This window comes from Actinomycetes bacterium (genome assembly GCA_036510875.1).
Classification (GTDB): Bacteria; Actinomycetota; Actinomycetes; order Prado026; family Prado026; genus DATCDE01.
The window spans coordinates 1-11,449 of sequence record DATCDE010000011.1; the positions used below are offsets into that span (position 1 = coordinate 1).

Genomic DNA, 11,449 nt, shown 5'->3' on the forward strand with positions numbered 1-11,449 from the left:
CCCCATCCACAGCCACCGTCGAGCCATACGACTTGCGCAGGCCCACCACACTCACCACAGCGACCGACACGAAACCACCGTCACACCGCCCGATTAGGCGCCGCCAGAGGAGTCAGTCCCTATCGCCACACCAGCCCTTCAACGGCAGGGATGCCGTTGTGGGTGCGGCTAGTTCGTGGTCGTGGCCGTGGTCCGGCTTTGGTTCTCGGCGCTACCTCGATCGGCCCCACGATGCTGGCGTTCAAACGATCCAGGTCCTCTGCCGGGATCCAGTACTCCAAGATCGTCTGACCGCCGACCTGATGTACCTGGTCGAGGAAGGCTTTCAGCACTCGGAAGCGGGTTAGGAAGCGTAAGGACCTGACCGGCAACCGGCCCAGCCCGGCGGCCCGCGCCCAAGCCGAGCGGGGGCCCGCCGCCGTCCTTGCCGCGCTGGCCGAGCCGGTCGTTACCCGGGGATGGTCGGGGGCGGAAGACCTGCCGGCGTTTGTCGCGGTTGGCGCCTGCTACGACCCGCTTCGGATGGTGGCATCCACGTCGATGGCGACCACGTACTGGTGCTGGCCATCGGGAGCAACCGTCTCCACCTCGTAGGCGCGGACTAGGAACTGCGGGTTGGAGTGCGGGATCGGCCAGGTGATGCCGACGCCGTAGGTGAGCACGCCCTCGAAGTCTCCGGCTTCGGCGTAGTCGGCCATGGGCCGGTAGCCGAGGGGCCGGGTCGGCTGTGAGGTGATCGTGGAACTGGCCCCGTCAGGAGTGTGGGCCTGAGCTGGGGTGAACACCACGGTCAGCGGGCCGAGCCCAGCGAGCGGGACGACCTGGCCTTTGGGGTCGCTGATCAGCCTGTCGGTGAAGGAGAACCGGTAGCTGGGGAACGCGGTGGTGAAGGTGAAGGCGATCCGGTTGAACGGCAGCCCGCTGGAGTCAGCGGGGTGGTTGCCCACGCTGATCCGGACCAGTTCCGGCACCGGCGGTACGGGGGGAGAGTGCGTCACCCGGCCTGGCGTGGTCGGGTCGTTGGGCCACGACCAGGGGTAGGTCACACGGGCGGCCACCACGCTGACGGACAGCGAGGGTGAAGGCGAAGGGGTCACCATCGGCGACGGGGCGGGTGTGGTCGTGGCGCCGGTGCTCTCCGTGGGAGAGCGCGCTGCGGACGGTGACGCTCCGATACCGGGCTGGGTCGCCGGGCCACCGCACGCGGCGACCGCTGCCAACCCGACACTGAACACCAACAGCCCCACTGCGGCAGCGCTCCCGGTGACGCGCATCATGACCCCCTACGTACTCCCAGCGTGGCGTGGGTGTGGGCGATCCGGTAGGGAGTAACGGCCCCGATTAGGAACAGAACGTCGGCTCGAGTGCGACGCAAAGCGATGGAGGCAGCGGCTGCGAGGGCTCATTCCAGGTTCCGCACCCCAGGGACCTGCCGTTGCTATCAGGTCAGTCACTGCGCACCTGCTGCCGGATCGACGCGCGCATGATCTACACGTAGCGGGCGCGGGGCGACGACGACGGCCTTGTAGCCTGCGTTGATGACTCTCGCCGTAGTGGACCTGCGTCGCTACCCGGTGAAGTCCATGGCAGGGGAGTCGCTCCGCGAGGTGGACCTCGATTCGCGTGGCGTCGTTGGTGACCGCTGGTGGGCTGTGGAGGACGACGGCGGGCACTTTGCGTCGGGCAAGAGCACGCGTCGGTTCCGTCGTCACGACCCGGTCTTCACCTTCGCAGCGTCGACCCGAGACGACGGGGTCGTCGTTCGGTCAGACGCGGGGCAATGGACCGTGGGTGACCCTGCTCTCGACGACGAGCTGAGCAGCGTCTTCGCGACTCCTGTGCGAGTGACTGCCGAGGCCGGGGTGCCGCATCAAGACGCCGGGAGCGATGTCGATCGTGGGCACCAGTTCGGTCGCGTGGTGCCGAGAGCAACTCGGCGTCGACGCCGACCATCGCAGACTGCGCCCCAACGTGCTGGCCGAAACGACCGAGCCGTTCATCGAGGAGACCTGGGTGGGTCGGCGTATCCGGATGGGCACCTCGGTGCTCGCAGTCGTCGAGCGCATCCAACGGTGCCGCACCATCAACCTCGCCCAGGACGACGTCGAGACGCTCACCCCGTGGCTGCGCGCCCTCAGCGCTTCATCGGGACATGTGTATTGGCGTCTACGCCGACGTCGTGATCCCCGGACACATCGCCCTCGGTGACGCTGTGGTCATCGAGCCCACCTGAACGGCCCCATAGGCGGGCGAGAACGCCGGACCGTCCCGCCCCGGATCGGCACGTCGGGGCGGTCCGGTCCGTCCCGTGCTGGCTGCGAGCCCGGCCGGGCTCGCAGCGCTGGGTGACTGGCAGCGGTCAGTTCGACAGGACCGCGACGAAGTCTTTCCTGAAGCGGGTGAAGTAGGTCGTCGGGGGGCGCACGATGTGGTAGTTGATCTTGGTGCCGTGCAGGTGGCCGGCGACGTGGGTGTAGGTGTAGCCGGTCGGCCAGGTGAGGTTCATGTCGAGCATGACGGCTTCGGTCACACCGGCCCGGACCAGGCTGGCGGCCAGCGTGCTGGCCCGGACAGAGGCCCCGTAGGCGAAGATCAGTGAGCCGTTGGGTAGCCGGCCCAGCGCGGAGCGGTTGACCAGCGGAGCGTGGTTGATGGCCAGCCCCCAGGTGCCCGGGCCGTCGGCGGATGAGGCTTGCGCGACCCCGTGGTCGACCAGGGGCCGCAGGTTCTGCCGCACGACGAGCACGTTCGGGCTCATCCGCAGGTCGCGACCCCACACGCCCACCGACAGCGCGCCGCTCCTGGTGATCACGAACGCCGCGTACCCCGGACGCAGCGGGGCCACGGTGCGCCCGAGGTAGTAGTAGCCGCCGACGTGGTCCTTGAGCATGAACCCGCCGTTGAAACCGGCGACCATGCTCGACAGCCAGGTCGAGGGGGTGTTGTCCGCGGTGGTGGCCGGACCGCCCTCGGGGAACAGGGTGCCCGGGACATACCTGAACCGCAGTCGGGTGGGGTCCATCCACAGCAGCGAGACCGCCCCGCCGTCCAAGGCGGCCGTGGCCAGTGCCGGGGACCCCGGGACCGACTTCCACGAGAGCCCCGCCGGTGCCCGCAGAGTCCGCACCGATGAGCTGGTCAGCGTCGACACCGCCGTGCCGGTCCCGGGCGTGGACGCCGACAGTGACACTGGCACCGACAGCGCCACCGGGGAACTCGAGGCGCTGCTCGTCGTTGCGCCACGCGGCGTTGCGCCCTGCCCAGACCCCGCAGCCCCGGTGCCACCGGCCCGGGTGGTACCGGCGCATCCCGCGAGCAGCAGCGCCAGACCGGCCGCCGCGGCGACCAGCGTGACGGGGCGGCGAACGACAGGGCGGCGCATGCGCGCTCCTCGCGAGTGACAAGTGTGGCGGGCCGACCGCACAGTGTGGGCCGCAGACCATGAGGATTTGGTGATATTCGCCTGAGAAATTCGACCCAGTGGCCAACGGGGTGGGCGCCGACCGGGGCGCGCCCCGTGGGAGGCCGCGCACTCGAACGATCCCGGCACGATCCCCTGGCCAGCCAGAGGCTCATCACCCAATCCGTCTCCGGCCACGACCTGCATCCTGCCGGATCAAGCACCCGGCTAACCGCCTATCAGGCACGTCGGTGCGGGTGTTTTCACCTACTGATCCGACCCGCTAACCACTGTGACTGACAGCAGATTGGCATTCGGGCGGCCCGAGCCGCTGATCGATGTGGCCCTTTGACTGCTCGGTGGCGCGGACCGACCCTTGCCAGGACCTGCCTCCTCGGCCAAAGTGAGGGAGCCTGTTCCAACGTGGACGGGAACGCCGCTCCGGTGTGAGCAGGAAGACGAGGTTCCGAGATGCCGCAGTTCATGGACGTACACACCAGCATGGTTGGGGTTACACCAGAGGCTTTGCTTGAGGCTCATAACGCGGACCTGGCAATTCAGGCCGACGAGAACGTCGATTTCCAGAAGGCGTGGGCGGACCCCGTCTCTGGACATGTCTTCTGCCTGTCGGAGGCCCCTAGCGCCGATGCCGTCCGGAAGATTCATGAGCGTGCTGGTCACCCGGCCGACGAGGTCCACGAGATCACGGTGACGGCCTGACAGAAGGGTCGAGCTCGACAGGTGACCCGTTGACGGTGCCTGCGCGCACCCGAGCCCCCGCAGCGACCTAACTGGGCAGCGCGGGGGGCTCGGGATTCCCGCGCGATAACGGCATCACGTATGTGCGCCTCGCTGCCGTACTGGACCGTTGTCCGCCGTATCTCCATCGGCGTGGGACGGGTTGTGATCGACAAGGTTCCCTTCGAGCCGATGGCCCACTGGACGCCTGAGGGCATTTAGCCGCGGGATGGCAGATCCGTGCTGGTGAACTTGGCCGACATCTCCCAGAGGCGGCGTGCCGAGTCGTGGTCGACGGCGTGGGCGTCCACGCCCATGTAGCGTGCGAGCGGCGACTCGGGGTCGGTCGGCGCGGCAATGTCGCAGTCCTCGCAGTACACGCCGCCCAGGCCCTCAAACGTCGGAGCGGTCGCCGCCCATACGGCGGTGGCGGCTCCCTGCTCGGGCGTCTTGAAGCCCTCACGCACGTTGCCGTGCTCATCCATCCATCCGAGCGCGACCATTTCCTCGCGCGGCATGTGGCGTTGCAGCGGGGTCATGATGCCGCCAGGATGCACGGCGAATGCACGCACCGACTCTGTGGCGCCTAGGGAGTCCAGGTGCACCGCGAACAGGCTGTTCGCCGTCTTGGACTGGCCGTAGGCCTGCCACTTGTCGTACGGCTCGCTGCGCCACATCGGGTCCTGCCAGCGGATGTCAGACAGTTTGTGTCCGGTGGAGGAGAGCGAGACCACCCGCGCCCCGCCGGCTGCGGTCAGCGCCGGCCACAGCTCGCAGGTGAGCACGAAATGCCCGAGGTGGTTGGTCGCGAACTGGGCCTCCCAGCCGTCGCCCACTCGTGTCTCGGGACAGGCCATGATGCCGGCGTTGTTGATCAGCACATCGACCGGGCGGGCAGACTCCAGCACCCTGGCGGCGAAGGCCCGGACGCTGGCGAGGTCAGAGAGGTCGAGCTCCTCCACCTCGACGCTGCCGCGCACCTGCCCGAGTGCCTCCTCGGCCGCGGCGCGTCGGCGCGAGGGCACGATCACGTGCGCCCCCGCACCCGCGAGGGCACGGGTGATCTCAAGACCAAGCCCCGAGTAGCCGCCGGTGACGATCGCCACGCGTCCACTGAGATCCACTCCGCTGAGGACCTCGCCGGCGGTGCTCTCGTGGCCGAATCCAGAGCCGATCGGCTGCTGCGGGGTGGTCATGGGCGAAGGATGACGACCCGAAGTTCCCTGCATCAAGAGCCTCCTATGCGTTGACATGTACAGCGTACAGGAACGTATCAGCACCACCTATACGATGTACAGTGCCTCTGTGAACACGAGTCGCCCGAAGACCAAGGACGCCGCTCGGCTCAGCCCCGACACGCTCGTCGACGCGGCCATCGCGCTCGCCGACGAGCACGGCCTCGAGGCCCTGACCATCCGCCGTCTCGCCGCCGAAATTGGTGTGACGGCGATGGCGCCCTACTGGCACTTCAAGGACAAGGAAGAATTGCTCGAGGCACTCGGCGAGCGCATGTTCGCCGAAGTCGAGCTGCCACCAGCACAAGACCGCCCCTGGCAGGCAGAGATCGGCGACGCCCTCAGAGCCGTTCTCGGGGTGCTCCGGCGCCACCCGGCCCTCGCTCCGCTCGCCCGGCACACCATCCTGAGCACCGAGTCCGGCTTCCTCGTCGCCGAGCGCGTCCTCTCGTTGCTGTCCCAGGCCGGCTTTGACGACAGCGCGACCGCTGATACCGGCACCTATCTACTCAGCTCGATCGTCACACTGGTCACCGCGCAGCCAGGCCTCACGCTCGCCGCTCATCCCGACGAACGCGACCGCCAGATGCAAGCCAAGCGCGCCCGGCTCGCGCTCGTCCCGGCCGACCGCTTTCCCTCCGTCGCCCGCCTCGCCGGGGCACTCATCGACTGCCAGGATCCAGAGGCGTACTACCGCCGAGGCCTGGACCTCCTCGTGCTCGGACTACAAACACTGGCAACCACGCCTGCGCGCTGAACCATCGACTTCGCCTCCGACCGAGCGGTCGCGTCACGCGCAAACGAAGTCCCCTCGCGGCACGCGCCCGCACGACTTCCCCACACCGACCATCGGGCAGGCCTCGAGGACAACAGAACACCGTCAACGCCACGTAGCGGCAGTCGCCTACCGGCATCCCCGCGGCCGGCACGACGCCCGACGAAGTGAGTCCGAAGGCCGAGCCGTCGTGCCAGAACCGAGTCAGATCGGCAGGGCGCGTGTCCGGCGGACGCGTTCCTTGGTTAGCCCGTGCGAGTCCTGCTCAGGAAGTCTCGGATCTGAGGGCGCGTGTACTTCTCGGACGGATCAACGTCATCCGCGTCCCCTGGGTGCCTGTACTCGCCTTCGTCGAACGCGTTGAACACCTCCCAGAACGAGGCTGGAATCGTCCGATGATCCTTGTCGGTGGTGATCCAGGCGAACAGGGCGTTGACGACCGCGTCGCACAAGTCGTAAGAGAGACGAGAGTCCCCGAAGCCAGCGGCCAACTCGGCTGCAAATGCGTCGCAGGCCTCCTCGGGGCTGAGATCGGTCTCTGAGAGCAGATCGTCGATCTCCTCCCACACGGATCCTTCGCCGAATGGCTCCGGCACGTCGAGACCCGGAACGTGGCGTTCCGCCAGGCCCTCCACGATGGCGCGTACACGCAGCTCGACGGCGCTCTCATCCACTCGCGCATCCTGTCGTCTCGGCTCCTTCAAGGCGAACGAGATCGGCACGTAGGCGTGGCTCGGGTGGGTTAGACGGGCAGTGGTTTCTCGCCGACCTTGGCACGGGAGTGGTCGGTGTCGACCGACCCGAACGGGTGGCGGCTGGCCGCCAAGGTGGTCTCGTTCGTCAAGACGCGAGCACGTGGCGCGCGCTCGATGAAGGCGGCTAGACCGGGACGACCACGACACCCCGGCGGCCTCCCAGGTCCGCCGGGACGTCGGCCCCCAGCGCGGCCAGTGCTTCTCACGGGCGATGCCGTCGAGGTCGCGGTCTAGTCCCTTGTTATTGAGATACCAGGCCCTGTCGACGGTGAAGTTGCGAGCCGGCCCCTGGCTGTTCTTGCTCCGATCGTGCGAACCCTTGATTCCGACGCCCTGGGGGAACTTCCTGTTGAGTTGTGCGCAGTTGTGGAACCTCGCTGGCTTTGCTGAGGCCTGGGGTAGGGCCCCCGCCGGCCCTGCGAGCACGACAGACGCGGCCGGGCTCTCCGGGGGACGATCAGGTCAGCGACGCACGGTAGATGCTCGCGATCGAGGCGTCCAGGGTGGCGTCGAAATCGGCCTGCGGCTCGGAGACGAGCAGGCCCTCGGTGAGCGCACGGGAGAAGCTCGCGACCACGCCGGGCTGACGCGTCAGCCGCTCGTCGGCTTCGGCGCGGCTGTAGCCACCGGACAACGCCACGACCCGGAGCACGCGGGGGTGCTCGACCAAAGGCGCGTGGAAGCCGTCCTTCTCCGGCAGGGTCAGCTTGAGCATGACCTGCAGGTCGTGGTCGAGCGCATCGAGGTGGTGCAGCAGGGACTCGCTAAGTAGTCGCTCCGCTGCCTCCTTCTGCTCGCTGCGGATGTCGACCTCAGGCTCGATGATCGGGACGAGGCCGGCAGCGAGGATCCGCGTCGCCACCTCGAACTGCTGGTCCACGACCCGCTCGATGCCGACACCGTCGGCGAGCCGGATCAGCGAACGCATCTTGGTGCCGAACACGCCGTGGCCCAGCGCCTTGGTCAGCTCCACGTTGAGGTCGGGGATCGGCTTCATCAGCCGCACCCCGTCGGTCTCGGCCTCGAGGCCCTGGTCGACCTTGAGGAAGGGCACGATCCCCTTCTCATGCCACAGGTACTCCGCAGAACCCATGCCCCCGATCTCCCGCTCCATGGTCCTGTCGAACAGGATCGAGCCCAGGATCCGGTCACCGCCGAACGCCGGACTGGTGATGATCCGGGTCCGCATCTCGTGGACGAGGTCGAACATCTGAGCCTCGTCCGCGTACTGGTCCTCGTCGATGCCATAGAGCCGCAACGCCTTGGGAGTGCTGCCTCCACTCTGGTCGAGCGCGGCGATGAAGCCGCGGCCGGAGCGCATCTTCTCGAGCATCTTCTCGTTCTTCGACATCGATACCTCCTCATCCTCGTGCGACGGGCGGGGGTCGCGGCTGTCACCCACACCCCCATGCTCTCACCGTTGGCTTCCCTGGCGGTGCCAGACGGTGCTTGGGTCCGAGGCCGAAGGCCACTGGGTCTTCGCCGGTGGCCTCGCGTCGCCCAGCACGGCCACCGTCGTCGACAACCGGGATGGGGAGGCGGTGTTCAGCGACGGGCCCTTCGTGGAGTCGAAGGAGTACCTCGCCGGCTTCTGGATCCTCGAGGCCCCCGACCTCGACGTGGCGCTCAAGCTCGCCACAGAGGGCTCGAAGGCCTGCAACCGGAAGATCGAGGTGCGGCCCTTCCTGTGAACAAGGGCGACGTGCGGGAGGCGATCGCCCAGGCCCACCGCGAGGAGTGGGCGCGGGTGGTCGCCGCCGTGACCAGGCGTTTCGGTGACCTCGACATCGCCGAGGAGGCGACGGCCGAGGCGTTCGCGACAGCCGTCGGGCGGTGGCCGGCCTACGGCGTACCCCGCAACCCCGGCGCCTGGCTGACCACAACCGCCAACCGCAAGGCCATCGACCGGATCCGGCGCGAGAACAAGCGCGACGACAAGCAGAAGGAGGCTCAGATGTTGTACGACGACGACCCGCCCGAGCCTCTCGGCGCCATCGACGACGAGCGGCTCCGGCTGATCTTCACCTGCTGTCACCCGGCGCTCGCGATGGAGACCCGCGTGGCGCTGACGCTGCGAATGGTCGGCGGTCTGACGGTGCCCGCGATCGCGCGTGCCTTCCTGGTGCAGGAGACCACCATGGGGCAGCGGATCACCCACGCGAAGGCCAAGATCAAGGCGGCTCGCATCCCTTATCGGGTGCCGTCCGCGGAGGATCTCCCGGCACGCGTCTCCGGCGTACTCGCGGTCCTGTTCCTGGTCTTCAACGAGGGCTACCTGGCGACCGGCCCCGACACCGATCCCGTACGTCACGACCTGACCGCCGAGGCGATCCGGCTCACTCGCCTGATCCGAGCCCTCATGCCGCAGGACGGTGAGGTGGCCGGGCTGCTCGCGCTGATGCTCCTCACCGAGGCCCGCCGCACCGCCCGGGTTTCGGCGAGCGGCGAACTGGTCACCCTCGACGAGCAGGACCGTGGGGCCTGGGACGCGGCGCTGGTCGCCGAGGGTCATCGGCTGGTGCGTGAGCGCCTGGCCGACGGGGTGGCTCCGGGTCGCTACCAGATCCTCGCAGCGATCAACGCCGTGCACACCTCGGCCCGCGAAGTACGCGACACCGACAGGTCGCAGGTCGTCGCCCTCTACGACCAGCTCGTCCGCCTCGACCCCTCCCCGATCATCGCCCTCAACCGGGCCGTCGCGGTCGCCGAGCTTGACGGCCCGCAGGTGGCACTGGCGGCCGTCGACCGTCTTGAGGACACGTTGGCCGGCACCACGCCTACGATGCGATCCACGCCGACCTGCTGCGCCGACTGGGCTGCAGTCAGAAGTCGCGTGCGGCGTACGCCAAAGCCATCGAGCTGGCGGGCAACACCGCCGAGACCGCCTACCTGACACGGCGCCGCGACCAGCTTGGGTAGTGCCCATTCCAAACCCCGACCAACTCGGAGGGCTTCCTTGTTCGACTCCCCGCTTCGAGCTTCGCTTGGTACTAGGCGCGGCCTCACACCTCGCACCTACTAGCCGGTTCGGCCCGCCCTGGATCGGCAGGGTTCGCTTCAGCGGGTTCGCCACCCGGGTGCCACGGGGGCAGTCAGTTGGGCGGTCGATCGCCGGGTCCGCCAGATTCTGCGAAGGAGGCGTACAAGTCCGCGACCGTGCTCTGCGTGGACCGCGCGTGGTAGCCGAGTTCTCGTTCGGCCTTGGACGAATCGACCCTGGGTGCGCTGGCCAGCGCGTGGAGGGTGTCCCGGGAGTAGAGAAGAGGATGCTCGCCGGTCCGCGACACGAGCGTGGCCGCAGGGGACCACATCTGGGCGAACCACAGCGGGACCCCGAATCGAGGAGCGGGTACCCCGGTCACGCCTTGGGCGATCACGGCCAACTCCCGCGTCGAGGCGTAGTGGCCCCCCACGAGGTAGTTCTCCCCGGTGCGGCCCTCCGTCTCGGCTGATAGAAGGGCGGCCACGACGTCTCGGACATCGACCCAGTCGAATCCACCCGCCACTGTCGCCGGCAGCCGACCGGCCGCCAACGCCAGGAAGAAACGACCCATCCGGCTCGGTTGCTCGTCGCGCGGTCCGATCACACCTTTTGGATTGACGACCACCGCATCCAGACCCGCAGCAACGACGCGTTGTAGTTGTGCCTCACCTGCGGCCTTGGAACGGTCGTAGGCCGGGAGTCGCCGATCCAGCGAGCGGGGCGACCCCTCATCTACGCTCCGGCCTCGCATGGAGAACAGGTCGAAGGCGTGCACCGAGCTGCAGTGCACCAGCCGTCGGACGGCCGCTCGCAAGGCGGCCTCCGCGACAGTCCGGACCCCGTGGATGTTGACGTCCTCGACCAGACCACCCATCGATCCCGCCACGGAGATCACCGCCGCCAGGTGGAAGACCGTGTCGACACCAGCCAGCGCTGAGGACATGGCGACGGGATCGCGGACGTCCGCCGACACGAAACGGGCACCCTGTTGGACAGGCGCGGTCGGTTCGCGAAGGTCGACGACGCGCACCTGTCGGCCCTGCGCGAGCAACTCCCTGACCAGGTTGACGCCGATGTGCCCGGCAGCCCCCGTCACCACACAGACCATGCATCCACACTGCCACCAGGCATCCAGGGACGCCCGCCATCCTTGGGCGGGGCTTCCTTGCCGTCGACTCGTCCCCGACGCCCGAACAGAAGTAGCCGGATCTTCGCCGCACACAACGGCATTCCTGACGGAGCTCGGTGAGTCAAGGGGTTGCCGGTGCTTGGTTCGGGTGGTGCGGCTGCGTTTTGGGTGCGTCGGTCCGGGGGCGGTGTCAACACGCAGCGCCCGCAGCCCCGTAGGGGCGAGGACGAACGGTGTTGACGCCGCCCGTGGTCCGACGCAGGGTTGGGCGGTCGCGCCGGTCGCAGTGGTGGGTGTTGGGGATGTGGGGCGCTCCAGGGATGGCGCATGGGTCGTGGCACGGTGGGGTGCCTGGCATTCCTTCGCCACGCGGGTTCGGTGGCATGGTGCGGTGTGGCGGTGCTGACGTGCGCGGGGTCAATCACATGGAGACG

The 11,449-nt window shown here is 68.2% G+C and carries 9 protein-coding genes and 3 pseudogenes; 5 read left to right on the forward strand and 7 right to left on the reverse strand.

The features are described from left to right. Positions 1 to 119 precede the first annotated feature (119 nt). Positions 120 to 350, reverse strand: a pseudogene (locus VIM19_00775) (hypothetical protein). A 156-nt stretch (positions 351 to 506) separates the two neighbouring features. Then, positions 507 to 971 carry a hypothetical protein gene (locus VIM19_00780; GenBank protein ID HEY5183451.1) on the reverse strand — a complete coding sequence of 155 codons (465 nt, stop codon included), beginning with the start codon at positions 969 to 971 and terminating at the stop codon, positions 507 to 509. 916 nt (positions 972 to 1,887) lie between these two features. On the opposite strand from VIM19_00780, the gene VIM19_00785 reads away from it, so the two are divergent. Then, on the forward strand, positions 1,888 to 2,208 hold the full coding sequence (locus VIM19_00785) for a hypothetical protein (GenBank protein HEY5183452.1): 321 nt from the start codon (positions 1,888 to 1,890) through the stop codon (positions 2,206 to 2,208). Between the two features lie 151 nt (positions 2,209 to 2,359). Here VIM19_00785 and VIM19_00790 read toward each other — a convergent pair whose 3' ends face one another. Continuing rightward, positions 2,360 to 3,382, reverse strand: a complete 1,023-nt coding sequence (locus VIM19_00790) for a hypothetical protein (GenBank protein HEY5183453.1) — start codon at positions 3,380 to 3,382, stop codon at positions 2,360 to 2,362. A 489-nt stretch (positions 3,383 to 3,871) separates the two neighbouring features. Here VIM19_00790 and VIM19_00795 point away from each other — a divergent pair, with 489 nt between their 5' ends. Beyond that, entirely contained in the window at positions 3,872 to 4,120 is a 249-nt protein-coding gene (locus tag VIM19_00795) for an SCO4226 family nickel-binding protein (protein ID HEY5183454.1), read from the forward strand. A gap of 236 nt (positions 4,121 to 4,356) precedes the next feature. Here the strand turns inward: VIM19_00795 and VIM19_00800 are convergent, their stop codons facing one another. Beyond that, positions 4,357 to 5,334: an SDR family NAD(P)-dependent oxidoreductase gene (locus tag VIM19_00800; GenBank protein HEY5183455.1), complete on the reverse strand. Its 978-nt coding sequence runs from the start codon at positions 5,332 to 5,334 to the stop codon at positions 4,357 to 4,359. A 55-nt stretch (positions 5,335 to 5,389) separates the two neighbouring features. Between VIM19_00800 and VIM19_00805 the strand changes: the two genes are divergently transcribed. Beyond that, a complete protein-coding gene (locus VIM19_00805; GenBank protein ID HEY5183456.1) occupies positions 5,390 to 6,130 on the forward strand; it encodes a TetR family transcriptional regulator in 741 nt (246 codons plus the stop codon). A 263-nt stretch (positions 6,131 to 6,393) separates the two neighbouring features. Here VIM19_00805 and VIM19_00810 read toward each other — a convergent pair whose 3' ends face one another. Together VIM19_00810 and VIM19_00815 are read right to left on the reverse strand one after the other, a co-directional pair. Further along, positions 6,394 to 6,822: a hypothetical protein gene (locus VIM19_00810; protein HEY5183457.1), complete on the reverse strand. Its 429-nt coding sequence runs from the start codon at positions 6,820 to 6,822 to the stop codon at positions 6,394 to 6,396. A gap of 538 nt (positions 6,823 to 7,360) precedes the next feature. Then, positions 7,361 to 8,254: a fructose bisphosphate aldolase gene (locus VIM19_00815; protein HEY5183458.1), complete on the reverse strand. Its 894-nt coding sequence runs from the start codon at positions 8,252 to 8,254 to the stop codon at positions 7,361 to 7,363. A gap of 109 nt (positions 8,255 to 8,363) precedes the next feature. Here VIM19_00815 and VIM19_00820 point away from each other — a divergent pair. Beyond that, positions 8,364 to 8,594, forward strand: a pseudogene (locus VIM19_00820) (YciI family protein). Next, positions 8,591 to 9,822, forward strand: a pseudogene (locus VIM19_00825) (DUF6596 domain-containing protein). Before VIM19_00820 ends, VIM19_00825 begins: the two co-directional pseudogenes overlap by 4 nt. 173 nt (positions 9,823 to 9,995) lie before the next feature. Here VIM19_00825 and VIM19_00830 read toward each other — a convergent pair. Further along, positions 9,996 to 10,982: an NAD-dependent epimerase/dehydratase family protein gene (locus VIM19_00830; GenBank protein HEY5183459.1), complete on the reverse strand. Its 987-nt coding sequence runs from the start codon at positions 10,980 to 10,982 to the stop codon at positions 9,996 to 9,998. Between the last annotated feature and the right edge of the window lie 467 nt (positions 10,983 to 11,449).

Excerpts from the sequence above, each read along its gene's own strand:
- VIM19_00785 (HEY5183452.1), top strand. The coding sequence starts at position 1,888 with ATGTCGATCGTGGGCACCAGTTCGGTCGCGTGGTGCCGAGAGCAACTC.
- VIM19_00790 (HEY5183453.1), bottom strand. The coding sequence starts at position 3,382 with ATGCGCCGCCCTGTCGTTCGCCGCCCCGTCACGCTGGTCGCCGCGGCG.
- VIM19_00795 (HEY5183454.1), top strand. The coding sequence starts at position 3,872 with ATGCCGCAGTTCATGGACGTACACACCAGCATGGTTGGGGTTACACCA.
- VIM19_00800 (HEY5183455.1), bottom strand. The coding sequence starts at position 5,334 with ATGACCACCCCGCAGCAGCCGATCGGCTCTGGATTCGGCCACGAGAGC.
- VIM19_00805 (HEY5183456.1), top strand. The coding sequence starts at position 5,390 with ATGTACAGCGTACAGGAACGTATCAGCACCACCTATACGATGTACAGT.
- VIM19_00815 (HEY5183458.1), bottom strand. The coding sequence starts at position 8,254 with ATGTCGAAGAACGAGAAGATGCTCGAGAAGATGCGCTCCGGCCGCGGC.